This window comes from Wolbachia endosymbiont (group A) of Andrena hattorfiana (assembly GCF_947179565.1).
In the GTDB taxonomy this organism is placed as follows: Bacteria; Pseudomonadota; Alphaproteobacteria; order Rickettsiales; family Anaplasmataceae; genus Wolbachia.
In genome coordinates, this window is the sequence record NZ_CAMXBT010000001.1 from 209,794 (window position 1) to 224,865 (window position 15,072).

Genomic DNA, 15,072 nt, shown 5'->3' on the forward strand with positions numbered 1-15,072 from the left:
TAAATGTTAAAGCGAATAAGTAGGAATATCATGTTTTTTCTTTGAGTTGTGAAATTTCAGAATGAGAGAGACCTGTAATTTGAGCTATAACATCAATAGAGACACCGGCCTTGAGTGAGTTTTTTGCAACTTCGATTTTTTCTTCTTGCCTACCTTCTTGTCTACCTTTTTCTTGACCTAGTCTAAGACCCTCATCAAATTTTTGAGCAAAAGCAGCAATCTCATCCATTATACGTTTTTTCATTTGTTCATATGCTAGTAACTCTTCTTCTGACCAATTAAACTTATTCATCTCTTCATAAGCTCGTTTTATTATTACGTCACTACCAACTATCTTATCTAGATCCTCTTCCCTTGTTTCTCCTGCATAGCGAAAAAAGTAACACCATTTTTCTACTATATTTTCTAGTTGGTCTTCTTTTGTCTTTGTAAATTTTGGTAGTTCTATGAATACGAAGTAAAAATCCTTTAAGTCATGTTCAAAGCTATTTTGATCTAAAATGACATGATTAGATTTGTACTCATCCTTATCTGGAAAAATAATACAATCAGCAACAGCAATAAAGATAATTTCCTTGAGATTATGATAATTATCACCTTGATCAGCTTGACTTGAGTAGGCTTTAGCAGCATAATATTGAGCACGCTTTTCGAAGCCTTTGCTCTTAGTGAACTGCATTTCTATGATGTATCTTGAACCTTGAGAGTCCTTACAAAGAACATCAACAATACTCTGCTTTTTAGCGGCAATTTCAGGATCCAAAATGGTAGCTAAGAATTCAACATCGTGAATAGCAGCTAAGCCAGTGAAGCCCAAAATATCGTTCAAGAAATGAATAAGAATATCTTTATTCTTCTCGGTGCCAAATATTCTTTTAAATGCATAATCGTTGCGTGCGTCAAGAAACTTCGAAAGAGCCATGAGAAAGTAAGATAAAAAGCATTAATAATTATACACAATTGTTAAGAAATGTTCAACAATTTTGATTTATGTTAACCTGTATAATATTTATTTCTGTATGGCAAAGCATACTACTACTGTCTCTCTAAGATACCAAATAGCACAAAAAGTAAGAAACTGGAGGTTAAAGCGAGGATATACTCAAAGAGATTTAGCGGGAAAAATCGGAGTAACGTATCAAATAGTACTACAATATGAAAAAGGAACACGAAAAATTTCGATTGAAAAGTTATACGCTATAGCAAAGGTGTTATCAATTAGTATTACGGATCTGATTCCTGTATCAAATGAAAAAATCCGCCTTGAAGACGAGGAAGAGGAAATATTAAATCTAGTAAGAAAATATAAAACGATTAATGATCAAGAGTTGCGCAAGGTGTTTTACTTGCTAACAAAATTTACCCGAGTTGGTGAGAAAAGTAGTAAAAAAGCAGAGAAAGTAAAAATTGCAAAGGGCCTGGTTAAAGCAGGGATTTCTGTTGATATTGTTTCGCAGGCAATTGGCCTCTCTGCTGATGAATGTGTTGAAGAAAAAGTTGGTTCTATCTACTGCCAAATAGGAAAAAAGATAAAGGAGTGGAGGGCAGTACGGGAGTATACTCAAAAGGATTTGGCTGAGAAAATGGATACAACACGTGATGAAATAAGCAACTATGAGCAAGGACGTGTGGCCATTCCACTGGAAAAATTATATGCAATAGCAGAAACATTATCAATTAGCATTACAGATCTGCTCATAGAGGAAGATGAGATAGTAGAAAGTGAGCTACCTGATTTAATAAAAGAATACAAAAAAATTGAGAGTCAAGAATTACGCTATGCGCTAATAAAATCTCTGTTTGAAAGCATACAAATTTGCGAGGAAAAAGTGAAAAGAGCAGAAAAGATGAAAATTGCAAAGGATTTAGTGAAAGGAGGAATTTCTACCGATATTATTTTGCAAATAACAGGCCTCTCTTTAGGCGAAATTCAACAGATTTAAAATAAAAAATCAGTATATATATTAATATCTTTACTCTTAGATGAAAAAATAAGTAAAAAAGATTGAGAAATTGATTTGACTTCACTCGAAAGCTATGGCTCTATGCCAATGCTGATAAAAACAGCAGTAAATATCTAAAAAAAGTTTGTTGTTAGTGAAGGGTAAATTATATGAATAAAAGTAAAGAAGAAATCGAATTCAGAATATTAGAAAGCAAAGGCAAAGCACTACTTGATCGTGAAATAATGGAAACGTTTTTAAGTGCAGTACATGAAAGGCCACAAGCTCAAGAAATTGCTAAAAATCTGGTGAATAGCTATACGGGAGTAGGAAGGATTTTAGGTAGAGAAATGGATGACCTGAAAGTTATAGAAGGAGTAACTGATTCTGCAGTAGCGATGATTATGTGCGTTAAGGAAACACTAGAAAGGGTACTGAGAGAAAAGCTCAAGGGAGAACCAATCATGGACTTACAAGGGCTAGTAGAATACTTGAACGTAAGTATAGGTCATGCAGAGAGGGAATGTGTAAAAATACTGTACTTGAATAAAAGGCGCCAACTAATCGGAGAAGAATCCTATATTGGTGAAATGGAAAAAGCACCAGTGTACATAAAGGAAATTATAAGAAAAGCATTAATAAAGAATGCAACATTAGTAATAATGTCACACAACCATCCTGGGGGACGCTTAGAACCATCAGAAGAAGATCAAGAAGTAACGAAGAGCTTAGCAGCAGCATGTAGTACTGTAAGCGTAAAATTGTTTGACCATATTATCATCACAAGTGGAGGCTATTTCAGCTTTCGAGAAAACGGATTGTTATAGCAGAAAATATTTGCAAATCTACTCACTATAATTTATAATGAGTAATAGAATGTATAATAATAAAGTTTATTGTACGCTTAAAAAGTATTTTTAATAGTGAGGATAATATGGGTAATAAAATAATTGTACCTTTTGATGATAAGAAAGGAGGTACTTATCAATTAAACGTTGATCTTGATAAATTATCAGAAGGTGAGATGTTAAATGCTATTATAGGAATTGGTCGTGTTAACCAGCAGTCCACCTTTGTAAGCAAAACCAATAAGGCTAAAAAACCTGGAGAAGTGCCCTTCCCTAATAGAGACGTTCAAATCAACTACGGAAAGGGACTTGATTACATATATGGCACAAAACCTATAAGTGATCAAGAAGATAAAAATCCATTTACCTCTGCCTTGCAAAAAATAAAGCCAAGTATAAGCGAAAGCGAAAAATTGAGCTGGTTTAAAAGTGCTGTGGTAAGAGCAAAAAGTTTAAAAGAGATGAATAAAGTTATAGATGAAGTAATAGATGATGGAGCAAGGCTAAATGCATGTAATGATGGGGAATGGAGTTTCGCAGAGTATGTAGTATTAGGTACACATTTTCATAAATTTGATAAGGTTGATCGTAAAAAGGTAATACGTAAATTAATGTTAAGCGGTGCAGAGTTTCATGATACTCTACTACAGAATAAACTGATAGGTGAAATCTATAATGAGCTACAACCAGAAATTCAGCCACAGATAGATAAGCAACTAGAAGAACTAGGAAAAGCTGGTGAAAGTGCTGTTCAGGAAGGAGCATTAATAGGTATCGAAATAGATAACAAAATGCTTTTCATGGAATTTTCTGAAGATAGCAAGGTAGAAGTAGCCAAAATACTGGAAGGTATGGATCAAAACAGAAAGTTAGGAAGTAATATTTTAAAAATTGGCAATGATGCAGTTGAGGTTAGAAGGGAGCAAGGAGGTGCAAGAAATTACGTTGATGTATCAGATGGTAGCTCTGTTGTGTTAGAATTTCCTACAAGCATTGGTAAGCTAAATGTTATATTGTACCACGATGTAAAAAAATATGATCAAGTACAAGTCAGAGTAGAAAACAAGGAAATGTGGGCTGAATTACAACAAATAGGGGAAGAAATTGGAAAAAATTGCCTTTTCGGGGGAGTAAAACTTAAAGAAGCAGTAGAGAAAGGTAGTTTCACTAGATGTGGCATATGGAGTGAAAAGCAGAAGGAAGTAAGTGAAAAATTGTTTTCATGGGCAGACAAAGTACGTGAAAATAGTAAAGAAACTTGTAGGGCACTTTAATTCATCTACAACCAATTTAAAGGTTCCAGAGTCTAGCTATTATATCTGGAGCCTTTGAGCTATAATAGAAAATATTATATGCAAGGTTCTTTTTGTGGAAAGAAGTTTAGACTACGAAGTAGGGCAAAAAGTAAAAAATTGGAGGTTAGAGCGAGGGTACACTCAGAAAGATTTAGCAGAGAAACTTGGTGTAAAGTACTGGGTAATACTTCAATATGAAAAAGGGAACCGTAGAATTTCAATCGAAAGGTTGTACGCTATAGCAGGTGCATTGTCAGTAAGTATTACCGATCTCATTACTGCATCAAAGGAGAAAATCGGCTTTAAAAATGAGGAAGGAGAAATATTAAATCTAGTAAGAGAATATAAAAAGATTAATGATCAGGAGTTACGTAAGATGTTTTGTTTATTAACTAAATTTGTCAAAGTTAGTGAAAAAAGTAGTAAAAAATCAGAAAAAATAAAAATTGCAAAGGGTTTGGTTAAAGCAGGAGTTTCTGTTGATATTGTTGCAAAAACAATTGGTCTGCCTGCTGATGAATGTATTGAAGAAAAAGTTGGTTCTATATACTGCCAAATAGGAAAAAAGATAAAAGAATGGAGGCTAGTGAGAGAGTATACTCAAAAGGATTTAGCAGAGAAAATGAATACAACACGTGACGAAATAAGCAACTATGAACAAGGAAGGACTGCTGTTCCACTTGATAAATTATATGAAATGGCAGAAGCGTTATCGATTAATATTACAGATCTACTAATAGAGAAAGATGAAGGTAGTACAGTGGAAAATGAGCTGCTTGATTTGATTAAAGAATACAAAGAAATTGAGAGCCAAGAACTACGGCATGCACTAATAAAGTCTTTGTTTGAAGGGATACGGATTTGTGAAGAAAAAGTGAGAAAAGCGGAAAGGATCAAAGTTGCAAAGAATTTAGTAAAAGGGGGAATTTCTATTGATATTATTTTGCAAGCGGTAGGTTTACCTGTTGATATAGTTTTAGATGGGTAGCTCATGAAAAAATTATAGCAATAAAGTTTTTTTCTTAAATGGAGGTATATGTGTTTGTTTCTGCAAGCAATGTTAGTTATGGAATAGGGCAAAAAATAGAAAATAGTAGGTTAATGCGAGGTCATACTCAAATAGGATTAGCAGGTCAAGTAGGTTTAACATACCAAGAAGTGAACAGCTATGAGAATGGTTATACTCCTATTCCAATTGGAGTACTATATATAATAGCAAGAGTATTATCAGTTAATGCTGTAGATCTATTACCTAAACCAATAACAGTAAGAGAGTATAAAGATGAAGACGAAGAAATACTCTATCTAACGAAAATATACGAGAATCAAAAGTTAGGCAAAATAGTACCTTCATTAGTCAGGTTTGTTCATATTAGCGAAAAAATTAATCAAGAAGAGGCAAGGTTGGAAATAGCAAAAAATCTAGTGAAAGAAGGAGTTTCTACTGATGTTATTTCCCAGGCAACGGGTTTATCTATTTACGAGTATGATAGTACAGAGAGAGAGAAATCTGCACTGATTCTATATATTACAGAATAGGACAAAGAATAAGAGAATGGAGATTGATAAGGAGATACACTCAAAAAGATTTGGCTGATAAAGTTGGTTTAACACTCAAGGAAATACACGACTATGAAAGAGGGCATACTGCTATAACATTTGATAAATTATATGAAATATCAGATGCATTATCAGTGAATATTAAAGTTCTGCTACCTAAAACAAGAGAAAGCAAAAAGCTATTGAGTTTAATGGATGAGTACGGAGAACAAGAATCATTAGATGCGTTAGTCAAATCTCTATCTGAAGATACGAAAAGTGGCAAGGAAAAAGTTAAAAAAACAGAAAGGATCAAGGTTGCAAAAAATCTAGCAAAGGCAGGTGTTGCTATTGATATTATTGTGCGAGCAAGTGGCCTAACTACTGATGAGTGTGAAAATTGAATTGTGTTAAAGACGGTACTAAGAAATATTATATTAAGATATAAGTAAAAATAGTTATATATTTAATATTTCTATACAGAATTTGTTTATCACTTTTTGATTGTCCTCTATCATTGCCTTTGCCTCCTGTTGAAGAAATTTGATATTTTTTGATGTAATGTTATCCATCTCAGTCGATGCTACTTTCAATTGCGATTGTATTCTTATATATTTATCGTCTATTACTTGTTCTAGTTGATAATCAACGCAATCCAATCCAGAGGCAAACATCACATTCAGTAGTGGCTTGACCCACCCTATTTTGCCAAATTTCCTTGAGTTAGCATACTTTATACTTCTATCTGTTCCACCAGTGCCTATTGATAGCAGTATAATCTCATCATTTGGAAATAACCTCTTAGCACTTGCATATGCACAAGCCGCTGGATTATTAGCAAACACTCCGCCATCTATCAACACTCTCTCTGTTTGGCTAATTTTTAGACGTTTTGGTGTAAAGTACGTTGGGGCAGCTGTTGTAGCTCTGAGTGCATCTTTCAACTTAATGTTTTCTTCTTTCCAACTTTTGAAGAAAAACTCACAACTATTGTGAATGTCATAACTGGTGAGTAGTAGATTACTCGCAACATCGGCCATAGTACTTTCACCAAAGTATTTGTTGAGAATAAATTCCATATTTCTATACGAGTACTGAGAACCACTCAGCCAAGAAGCAATTGATTTTCTCCAAAATGATGATTGAAAGATATATGCTCCATACTCTTGGTAAAGTTCAACCAAATCATTGGCAGAGTATTGAAGTTTATTGCTTTTACAAAGTCCAGCAACAATAATCCCACCGGTTGAGGTGCCTGCCATTAAATCAAAAATCTGGGAAATTGGCTTTTTTGTCCTAGATTCAATTTCTGCAAGAATAATGGCAGGTATTATCCCTCTAATGCCACCTCCATCTACAGATAAAATGTACTTTGTCACTGTAAAATTTATTTGTGTTTGTGAATAGCTTCAAGTTCGTTGACTTCTTCAGTGAGGTTTTTCACTCTCTCTTCAAGTCGATAGACTATTTCGATTAGTTCTTGGTTTTTTTCTATAAATTTATCATGGATGTGTACACGTAAGTCAAGTTTTGCCAACCACCATATGAATCCTACAGTCTGTAGAACTATTGTTATTATTACCGCTATTGGGATTTTTTGCTTTTTCATGTGAAAATATTAACTTGTTATGGATAGTTTTGGAAATTTATATGCAGATTATAGAAAACTTACAGCTTTAGTGATTACTTTTTGTTGATTCGTATCGGTCCTCTGCTTCTGCAAGTAGCTTAATGATTTCATCATAAGGTTTGTCCTTATTATGCCGTGATCTTAATACAGCAATTTTCCTTGGTGTTTTTCCATCTGTATCTCTAATGGTAGGGTCTGAACCTTTGTCTAATAAAAATCTAATTATCTCCAATTTGCCTTCATATGTAGCTGCATGTAAAGGTGTCCATCTTTCATATTTCGTAGCATTTATATCAACTCCTTTTTCTACTAGGAATTTTACAACCTCTGCACATCCCTCTTCTGCAGCATAATGTAGTGCTGTTAATTTAGGGATCTGCACATTAATATCTAATAGATTTTCTACTAAGAATTTTACAGTCTCTAAGTTACAATTTTGAGAAGCAATGCGTAATATCGTTTTATAATTATCTGCAGCCTTTGCCTTCATGTAGGAATAGGTAGCAATAATACATACTATTACTGTTATAAGCCACCAAAAATGCAGCTTGTTTTTTGTATCTTGACCCAATTTATCCATATTCAACATCTTTTTAATATTAAATAGATCATTTACTCATTTTTTATTAACATTACTTACTCAAAGATGCTGACAACATAGTAAGGTAACCTGAGCTATTTAAAGTATGCTCCGCTCTATTAACTATCCATTCACCATCTACCGCTTGGTTAAAGTCTATAAGATTAAGTTTAGCTTCTGCAAAAATTTGAGGATTACCAGGCATAGTTATATCTAAAGCTTCATTGTTACGCTTCAATTGTTTCAACTTGGCATTTGCTGCATTCAGCGCTGACTCTGCATTAGAGTAAAGTTCCAGCATAATATAACTTGGCTCGCTACTACCAACTGTTTCTTTAATAGTTTCGCCCTTTTCATAGCTATGCCACTTTGCCACTACTGAATTATACTTATCACGTACGGTAAAATGTACTTTCCAGTTAATTGTATCTTGAGGTCTAATAGTCGTTGTTCCTAAAGCTTTTCCTGTGGCTGATTTTGCCATATTCTTTGAAATAAACAATATATACCCACCAGCTAATTTTGCCATTGCTTCACGCTCTGTTGCGATCTTTGTTAACAGACTTATATCACTTTCATCTGCCTGATTAATATGGGGTATCAATACATTCTTAAATTCCTCAGCGACTTTGTATCCATATCCATGTTTTTGGGCTATTTCTTTTACTAAGTTTTCTATGGTAATTTGGCGCCATTCTTTTGATACTTTTGCCTTCAAAGATATTCTTAAATTTGTTGCATGAGCTTTGATTAGTAGAGTCTTAGGTGGACCCTGTATAGTCACTTCGTTGACTGTATATATACCCATTGGAAAGATTCCAAATTCCTTATAACCTAGTGCTATGTTCAATTCATTCGGAACATTTAAGTTTTCATCTCTGTAATCAACATGTACTTCAACTATATCATCTATAGTTCCAGATTCATCGGTAAGGCGTAACGATATAACTCTATCTCTAATTGATTCACATTTATCTATTACAAAATCTGGCTGCATTTATTCCCACACCTTTAATTTTGACTTTTGTACTGTTTTCTGAATAGCAGAAAGCTTTATCTTTAATCCTGCTGGCAAAAAGCTTCCATATTCTGCCAAACCTAAGTTCTCTGCTAGTGCTAATTCCACTACTCCATCCGTAAATCCGTAATGTTTCCAGCAAATCAGATCTAACATCTCATTTTCTTTACTCACATAGTATACAGTCATCTATAGCTTTTTAAACTCAAACTAAATTCAACTTTTCTTGGTAGTCCATTAGGTAAAAAATACATCTGCTTTTCTTCTAACCTAGTAATTACGAATTGTCCTAAAATATTACCTAAACTATCTACTAAAATATGTGGTTTTTCAGCTTCTTTCACACTCTTTAATTGATTTAGCCCGTTGAGATTATGCAGATAAATCATTCCTTCTAAATCTATATTTTCTACACCTTGACCGATATTTTGTAATAGTGGCATATTTTCAATACACTCAATCGTGCTCCAACGATTTTCTCTGCTATACTTTAAACTTGTGGGAGCAAACTTATACGGACCAAGAGATAGCATCAATAAAATGTCTCTACCGTATCAAATAAAACATCACGTGACTTTTCTCTTATCCTTTTTATTACTTCATCTGCAAGGCTACGTACATCTTGGTTAGGTTCTGCTTTAATGCTGATAGTGTAATTATTAGTGATGTTCTGAGTTTTATTTTGTTCTTTATTTTCAAATTTACTCCTTGCAAAGTCAGCAAGTATCTTATCGTTTTCTGTGGACTTTTTCTCTTCGATAAGGCTTTTGACTCTAAAGATATTCTTATTTCTCTTGGAAAATTCTTTAATTATACTGTTACCTAACAAAGGATTTCCACTGTTGAAAATGTTGCTCTTTAAGGGAGTATGGACTGCTTTTACTTCAGTAACAATACTTTTCCTTTTTTTAAGCTCTTTCAATGTGCTATTCCCCAGTACTTTTCCAAATACACTTTCCCCTATCCATGAAAAAGCTTCTCCTATAGGTTTAATAAGTGATTTCCAAAAGCTAGAGAAAAAGTCTTTCACCTTTTGCCAGTTAGTCACAACAAGAGCTGCACCAGTAACAAGACTTGCTATTAAAAATCCAATCGGGTTACTCATTACAGCGAGTGTTACTGCTCTTAGTCCTGTTATTACTGCAGGAAAAACTGTAGCTGATAAAAATGAAAATGTTGCAATTATTTTTGCTCTTAAACCGAGAACTGTACTTGCTAAAAAAGTAAATCCATAACCTAAGCCCACTACTAAGATTTTCAAACTTATTAAAGCTGCTATAGTTCCCATGATTGCTTTGGTTAAAGTTGGATATTTTTCTGCAAATAACGCTATGCTTCTAGTTTTTTCTTGTAAAAATTCAGCTATAGATTTTAAAGTAGGCAGCATCACTGAACCCAGGTTCATACCAACTTCAGCTATTGCGTTTCGAAGAAGTCGTAATTTACTGGCTGTGGTGTCTACACGGTTTTGAAATTCTTTCTGCAACGAGCTCTTGTACTCTTCTGTGTCAGCTAGTAACCTTATAGCATCTTCATATTTGTTAAAACTTCCAGCTAATAATGCAATATCATCTTGATATTCCTGACCGAAAAGTTTCATAAGGATTGTAGAACGTTCCTGGTTATCCATTTTCTTTAGAGTTTGAAAAAAGTAGAGTAATGCTTCTTCGCCGTTTTCGCTTATTCTTTGTACTATTTCTTCTGCAGTTATGCCCATTTGCTCTAGTGCTGCTTTAAAATCCCCTCCTTGTTCTTCAGCAGTCTGAAGTTTACTAAGTAGAGCATTTATAGCAGTTGCAGCTTTTTCAGGTGTTTTACCTAAGCTAATGAAAGCATTTGCTAAACTACTTGTTTTCTCGATATCCAAACCAAACTGCTTTGCAGTACCACCAACTATTGCTAGAGCTTCAACCATATCTCTTGCTTTAGCAGCAGTGTTATCTGATAAGTGGTTGATCACATTACCAACATGTTCCATTCTACTAACATCAATTCCATAAACGTTAGAGAGTTTAGCTATAGAATCACCTGCTTGCTCTGCAGACATATCAAATGCTGTAGACATTTTTGCCACTGTTTCTGTAAACATAAAAAGATCTTCTTTCTTGATACCAAGTTGACCACCGCTTGCAGCTATTTGTGCCAGTTCTGCCGCTGATAATGGTATAGTATGTGACATCTCTTTCAACTTCTTGGCAAATTTAGTTGCTTCATCCGTTCCTTTTTTAAAATCTACCACTTTTGTAACATCAGCCATAGCACTTTCAAAGTCAATCGCAACTTTAACTGGAGCTGCAAGCGTTAGCCCTAGTCCAATAGTCTCTATAATTTGTAACTTAAAATGTGCTTTACTTGCTAAAACATTTTGGTGACTACGTATTGCAGATCCAAGCTTACCATACTTACCTTTTAGTACTTCAATAGAAGAACCAAGTTTATATTGATCACTTACTAATGACTTAATATTTCTTCCACTTTTCCTTACTTCTTCATTGAATGAATGCAAGGCATCTCTCTTTCTTAAGTATGCCTCTTTTGCTTTTGTTGCAGAAAACTTAGCTTTATCAAACTCAGCTTTTAAAGTTTTGCTCGGTTTCTCTATCGCTTTCATTTGTTTAGCTAAAGATTTTACTTGATCTTCAAAGCCCTTCCATGATCTCCTGCTAGTCAAAACATCACTACCCAACTGCTTAAACTTTGATACTGATTTTAAAGATGAATCAAGCTTTCTTATATTCTCACCAAGACGAGTAAGTTGACTACTACTTCCCTTTATTACAGTACTGAAACTGCCATCCAAGATTGCTCCGATTTTTATAGATAACGTTGACATTTCGCTGCTTCATTCCATAGGATAAATTCATTAATTTCCATATCAAGCAAAGACTCAATTCCACTACCAATAATAGAACTAAGCGTGATTACTTCTGACCTCAAGTCTTTTGGATAATTGGTGAAAAAAAATCTTTTAATACTTCTTGCACTTTCACATAGTCTGCAATATCTAACTCTTCAATCGCTTCTTTTGCAACTGATGTCAGATTGGCAGTCAAAGTTACTTCCTTACTCAGATCACTACCATTAAGTCTCTCAATAGCTAGATAATCTCTAACTTTTGGACGTCTAATGGTAAGTTCTGAGACAGAAATACCATCAACTGTTATTGGGTTATTAAGTGTTATAGCTTGCATATTTCTCCTTAAAAAGTTAATTAAATAAAAGTCTGCTTGGCTTTTACATAACTAATTTTTTTATTATGATTGTGGTTCTATTACGCTTGTGCTTTATTGAAGTCCATTTTTCTAAATTTTTTCAATAAAAAAGTTAAAATATATTTAATGTCTACGCAGTATCTTTCTAGCCTTCTCGTAAATTGTATCTCTATGTCCTATTGTAACTATGGTTACTTCATATTTTGCAGTGTTGACATGATATATAGTACGGTAATCACCAACCCTTAGTCTTCTGCATCCCTTAAGACTATGGTGTAGCACTTCACCAAGATTAATAGGATCAACTGTAAGCCGCTCTTTTATTGCACTTATAACCCTTGATCTTACTGTTTTCGGAAGACTTGGGAGATCTCTTTCGAGAGCACTGTCTAGGAAGATAATAGTGTATCCCAATCTACGTCCTCACTTTTAGTCTTTTTTGCACCTTCAATATCATACTCATCAGCAACTGCAGATAATAAAATGTCCTCCTCTTCAAGCTCAATTGCTTCCCTGATTAACCTTTCTGCCAGTTCTTGAGCAGGCTGCTTAGTGAGCTTGGCCAGTTCAGCAAGATGCTGTGAAGTTTCTTTGCTAAGAGCTACATTAGTTCCAAGATTTGCCATATACTTTACTAAAATCCACCACTATGATTATTTTATAATGTTTTTCTAAACTTTTCAATAAAAAAAGCGTTCAAAATATATGCTTTATATTTTAGCATTTTTGTTTAATTTTATCAACCATATCAAATCCCTAAAACCGTTTGTAGAAAGGCCATCTGATCAACACCATTTATCTTTCTAATCATATTTTCAGCATCGATTTCTATTAACTCATTGCCACCTATAGTAAGTTTATAGTAATGAGCAGCGACAGTACACTTCAGCGTTGCTTTTTCAGCAGGTTTCCAGTTACCAAAATCAAACTCTTTAAAAATGCCTCTTAAATTGATTATTACTGCTTCAATATCATTACTTCCACTACCTTGCATTCCACCTCTGAGCGTCAAAGATACCGAATTTCCATTTATCAACCCAAATAGCCGAAAGAGCTCTGTATCGTATTCAGAAAAAGTAAAGTCTGCTTCTAATTTCTCCATGCCCATGTCAATATTTATTGGAATATCCATACCACCAGCTCTATATTCATCTGTTTTTATGGTAAGTTTTGGCAAGGTTATTTCATCTATTTTTCCTGCATAACCCCGGCCATCAACAAATACGTTAAAATTTCTCAGTATTTTCGGTAACACTTTACTTTCTCCTAACTTATTACACTATTATTTACAAGATGAGACCTGAATATTATTTGCTCAGCCGGATATGGCGGTGTAAACTCAAAATCAAAATACACTTTTCCGCTTGCAATATTTGCCGGTGTATTGAGTTCGGGAGTTGCATAACATTTTCCGCTGATAATTGCTCCTTGTGCTTTTAAATTGGCCAAATAAGAATTCACCCCCTCAATCACATCATCTATATAAGTTTTAGTGATATTGCGATCAACTGCCCATAAATGAGCCCTAAGTAAACTATCGTTAATTAAATCTGCAGTTCTTCTCACTGATAAAAAAGCCCATTTTGAGTCATTTGAACATGTTCTATTTCCCCAAAGCCTATAGCCATTTTGATGAATTATCGTTGTTACTTCATTTTCATTCAAGTGGTTTGCTCTACAATTTGTATTACCGAGCGTAAAATCAATAGGCCTGCTTGTGCCAATAATACCGTTTATTTCTTTATTTGAAGGTGAGTGCCAGAAGCCTTGCTCGCTGTCTATCTTAGCTATTAAACCAGCTACAAATGGACTCGATGGCAAGATTTTTTCTTTTCCTTCAATAAATAACTTAATCCATGGGTCAACTACGTAAACTCTTGAGCTGCCTACACTTTTTCTCCATTTTATTGCTTCTTTATCATTGGTATTTGGTCCATCTGCAACAATAATTGCTCTTAATTTTTCTGCTATGGAAATTAAAGCACTCACTACTGAATTTACTCCATCTATTTCAGGTAACTGATGAGTAAACTGAGGTGCAATTAATATTCTTGGCGCAACATGAACTATGCTTTCACTGCTGAGAAATGCCTCAATTCCCTGATATTCTCCGGTTTCTTTATCAACTCCACCGATTATACTTTGAATAGTTTCACTTTCTTTGAGCTTTGGATCGCTGTTTTCACTTTCTTTAACTCGAATAACTACTACTGTTGCACCAATCTGGGAAAATATTCCATTTATTGCAGAAGGTAAACTGCCACTCTTTCCGAGCTTTGCTGCTTCCTTTAAGCTTCCTGCAACTAACACTGGTTTATTTAGCGGAAATTTTTGCTCATCTGCTTCAGGTGCAGTACCAATTACACCTATCACTGATGATTTAGCTGTACGTACTGTCTTTGCTCCTGAGGTTACCTCAATAACATTTACGCCATGTAAAAATTCTTCAGCCATTTCTTTGTATTTTTTTCCTGAAATCATCTAGCAAAGTCTGTAGCTCATTTTCACTTTCGGCTTCTTCAATCTTTCTTTTGGCTAAATCTTCAAGCTCTTCACATTTAATTATTGCTTTTACTGCTTTTTTCACTTTTTCCTCAATTATTCTTGCCATTTCAATAACCGTAATACCACGGACTTTTGCTAAAGGTTCTATAATTTCTTTATCCTTTTCATCTATAGATTCTGGTGCTGCTAGAATGCTTTTTGCGGCTTCCGCTTGAATCTCATAAGATTTAGCTTTTTGGTGAGAATGACCTGCATATTGGTGAGTATGATTATCATAATAGAAACGCATACTATCAAATGCACAAAGCTTCGCATTATCCAGTAACTCCTTTTGTATATCTTCTTTAGTACGCTGAGCAATTTTTCCTCCTTCTGTTAAACAATAGCTTTTTTGCCAATCAAAATCTTCTGGTGCTTCATACCAATCATTTTCAGTTGGCTTACTTTCAAGCGTTGTTGTTTCTACTTGTTTATCATTCTCAAATCTAATGTAGATAGACAT

General features: G+C 34.3%; 18 protein-coding genes and 1 pseudogene. 5 read left to right on the forward strand and 14 right to left on the reverse strand.

Translation table 11 applies throughout. The features are described 5' to 3' along the window. Positions 1 to 28: 28 nt before the first annotated feature. Entirely contained in the window at positions 29 to 922 is an 894-nt protein-coding gene (locus OM966_RS01045; RefSeq protein ID WP_264328503.1) for an Rpn family recombination-promoting nuclease/putative transposase, read from the reverse strand. A gap of 97 nt (positions 923 to 1,019) precedes the next feature. Between OM966_RS01045 and wmk (OM966_RS01050) the strand changes: the two genes are divergently transcribed. The 5 genes and pseudogenes from wmk (OM966_RS01050) (at position 1,020) to wmk (OM966_RS07470) (ending at position 6,029) form a co-directional block, all read left to right on the forward strand. Next, a complete protein-coding gene (wmk, locus tag OM966_RS01050; protein ID WP_264328504.1) occupies positions 1,020 to 1,943 on the forward strand; it encodes a WO male-killing family protein Wmk in 924 nt (307 codons plus the stop codon). A 170-nt stretch (positions 1,944 to 2,113) separates the two neighbouring features. After that, positions 2,114 to 2,770 carry a JAB domain-containing protein gene (locus OM966_RS01055; RefSeq protein ID WP_065094618.1) on the forward strand — a complete coding sequence of 219 codons (657 nt, stop codon included), beginning with the start codon at positions 2,114 to 2,116 and terminating at the stop codon, positions 2,768 to 2,770. A 107-nt stretch (positions 2,771 to 2,877) separates the two neighbouring features. Next, on the forward strand, positions 2,878 to 4,065 hold the full coding sequence (locus tag OM966_RS01060) for a hypothetical protein (RefSeq protein WP_065094617.1): 1,188 nt from the start codon (positions 2,878 to 2,880) through the stop codon (positions 4,063 to 4,065). A gap of 94 nt (positions 4,066 to 4,159) precedes the next feature. Continuing rightward, positions 4,160 to 5,074, forward strand: coding sequence for a WO male-killing family protein Wmk (gene wmk / locus OM966_RS01065; RefSeq protein ID WP_082941390.1), 915 nt, complete (start codon positions 4,160 to 4,162; stop codon positions 5,072 to 5,074). A gap of 38 nt (positions 5,075 to 5,112) precedes the next feature. Next, a pseudogene (gene wmk, locus OM966_RS07470) lies at positions 5,113 to 6,029 on the forward strand (WO male-killing family protein Wmk). Between the two features lie 54 nt (positions 6,030 to 6,083). On the opposite strand, the gene OM966_RS01080 reads toward wmk (OM966_RS07470), so the two are convergent. The 13 genes from OM966_RS01080 to OM966_RS01140 all read right to left on the reverse strand — a co-directional run bounded on the left by OM966_RS01080 (position 6,084) and on the right by OM966_RS01140 (position 15,072). Beyond that, positions 6,084 to 7,004, reverse strand: a complete 921-nt coding sequence (locus tag OM966_RS01080) for a patatin-like phospholipase family protein (RefSeq protein WP_264328507.1) — start codon at positions 7,002 to 7,004, stop codon at positions 6,084 to 6,086. A gap of 8 nt (positions 7,005 to 7,012) precedes the next feature. After that, the gene (locus OM966_RS01085; RefSeq protein ID WP_019236453.1) at positions 7,013 to 7,234 is read right to left on the reverse strand and encodes a hypothetical protein; all 222 of its coding nucleotides are present in this window, start codon (positions 7,232 to 7,234) and stop codon (positions 7,013 to 7,015) included. A gap of 67 nt (positions 7,235 to 7,301) precedes the next feature. Further along, the gene (locus OM966_RS01090; protein WP_155968672.1) at positions 7,302 to 7,835 is read right to left on the reverse strand and encodes an ankyrin repeat domain-containing protein; all 534 of its coding nucleotides are present in this window, start codon (positions 7,833 to 7,835) and stop codon (positions 7,302 to 7,304) included. Between the two features lie 52 nt (positions 7,836 to 7,887). Continuing rightward, positions 7,888 to 8,832: a contractile injection system protein, VgrG/Pvc8 family gene (locus OM966_RS01095; protein ID WP_264328508.1), complete on the reverse strand. Its 945-nt coding sequence runs from the start codon at positions 8,830 to 8,832 to the stop codon at positions 7,888 to 7,890. Next, a complete protein-coding gene (locus OM966_RS01100; RefSeq protein ID WP_264328509.1) occupies positions 8,833 to 9,042 on the reverse strand; it encodes a tail protein X in 210 nt (69 codons plus the stop codon). Next, complete coding sequence (locus OM966_RS01105; RefSeq protein WP_015589018.1) at positions 9,039 to 9,386, reverse strand: phage tail protein; 348 nt, start codon at positions 9,384 to 9,386, stop codon at positions 9,039 to 9,041. The genes OM966_RS01100 and OM966_RS01105 overlap by 4 nt, the downstream gene beginning before the upstream one ends. Next, complete coding sequence (locus OM966_RS01110) at positions 9,386 to 11,686, reverse strand: phage tail tape measure protein (RefSeq protein ID WP_264328510.1); 2,301 nt, start codon at positions 11,684 to 11,686, stop codon at positions 9,386 to 9,388. Before OM966_RS01110 ends, OM966_RS01105 begins: the two co-directional genes overlap by 1 nt. Positions 11,687 to 11,786: 100 nt before the next feature. Beyond that, positions 11,787 to 12,044 (reverse strand): phage tail assembly protein, encoded by a 258-nt coding sequence (locus OM966_RS01115; RefSeq protein WP_254229419.1) that lies wholly within the window; start codon positions 12,042 to 12,044, stop codon positions 11,787 to 11,789. Between the two features lie 144 nt (positions 12,045 to 12,188). Beyond that, the gene (locus OM966_RS01120; RefSeq protein WP_065095400.1) at positions 12,189 to 12,479 is read right to left on the reverse strand and encodes a type II toxin-antitoxin system RelE family toxin; all 291 of its coding nucleotides are present in this window, start codon (positions 12,477 to 12,479) and stop codon (positions 12,189 to 12,191) included. After that, positions 12,455 to 12,691 carry a hypothetical protein gene (locus tag OM966_RS01125; RefSeq protein WP_065095399.1) on the reverse strand — a complete coding sequence of 79 codons (237 nt, stop codon included), beginning with the start codon at positions 12,689 to 12,691 and terminating at the stop codon, positions 12,455 to 12,457. The genes OM966_RS01120 and OM966_RS01125 overlap by 25 nt, the downstream gene beginning before the upstream one ends. Positions 12,692 to 12,813: 122 nt before the next feature. Further along, complete coding sequence (locus OM966_RS01130; protein ID WP_065095398.1) at positions 12,814 to 13,320, reverse strand: phage major tail tube protein; 507 nt, start codon at positions 13,318 to 13,320, stop codon at positions 12,814 to 12,816. A gap of 11 nt (positions 13,321 to 13,331) precedes the next feature. After that, positions 13,332 to 14,519 (reverse strand): phage tail sheath subtilisin-like domain-containing protein, encoded by a 1,188-nt coding sequence (locus OM966_RS01135; RefSeq protein WP_065095403.1) that lies wholly within the window; start codon positions 14,517 to 14,519, stop codon positions 13,332 to 13,334. Beyond that, a complete protein-coding gene (locus tag OM966_RS01140; RefSeq protein WP_065095397.1) occupies positions 14,512 to 15,072 on the reverse strand; it encodes a hypothetical protein in 561 nt (186 codons plus the stop codon). Before OM966_RS01140 ends, OM966_RS01135 begins: the two co-directional genes overlap by 8 nt.

Coding starts and splice junctions, on each gene's coding strand:
- OM966_RS01095 (WP_264328508.1), bottom strand. CDS start 8,832: ATGCAGCCAGATTTTGTAATAGATAAATGTGAATCAATTAGAGATAGA.
- OM966_RS01100 (WP_264328509.1), bottom strand. CDS start 9,042: ATGACTGTATACTATGTGAGTAAAGAAAATGAGATGTTAGATCTGATT.
- OM966_RS01110 (WP_264328510.1), bottom strand. CDS start 11,686: ATGTCAACGTTATCTATAAAAATCGGAGCAATCTTGGATGGCAGTTTC.
- OM966_RS01055 (WP_065094618.1), top strand. CDS start 2,114: ATGAATAAAAGTAAAGAAGAAATCGAATTCAGAATATTAGAAAGCAAA.
- OM966_RS01135 (WP_065095403.1), bottom strand. CDS start 14,519: ATGGCTGAAGAATTTTTACATGGCGTAAATGTTATTGAGGTAACCTCA.
- OM966_RS01140 (WP_065095397.1), bottom strand. CDS start 15,072: ATGTCTATCTACATTAGATTTGAGAATGATAAACAAGTAGAAACAACA.
- OM966_RS01060 (WP_065094617.1), top strand. CDS start 2,878: ATGGGTAATAAAATAATTGTACCTTTTGATGATAAGAAAGGAGGTACT.
- OM966_RS01085 (WP_019236453.1), bottom strand. CDS start 7,234: ATGAAAAAGCAAAAAATCCCAATAGCGGTAATAATAACAATAGTTCTA.
- OM966_RS01115 (WP_254229419.1), bottom strand. CDS start 12,044: ATGCAAGCTATAACACTTAATAACCCAATAACAGTTGATGGTATTTCT.
- OM966_RS01090 (WP_155968672.1), bottom strand. CDS start 7,835: ATGGATAAATTGGGTCAAGATACAAAAAACAAGCTGCATTTTTGGTGG.
- OM966_RS01125 (WP_065095399.1), bottom strand. CDS start 12,691: ATGGCAAATCTTGGAACTAATGTAGCTCTTAGCAAAGAAACTTCACAG.
- wmk (WP_264328504.1), top strand. CDS start 1,020: ATGGCAAAGCATACTACTACTGTCTCTCTAAGATACCAAATAGCACAA.
- OM966_RS01045 (WP_264328503.1), bottom strand. CDS start 922: ATGGCTCTTTCGAAGTTTCTTGACGCACGCAACGATTATGCATTTAAA.
- OM966_RS01105 (WP_015589018.1), bottom strand. CDS start 9,386: ATGCTATCTCTTGGTCCGTATAAGTTTGCTCCCACAAGTTTAAAGTAT.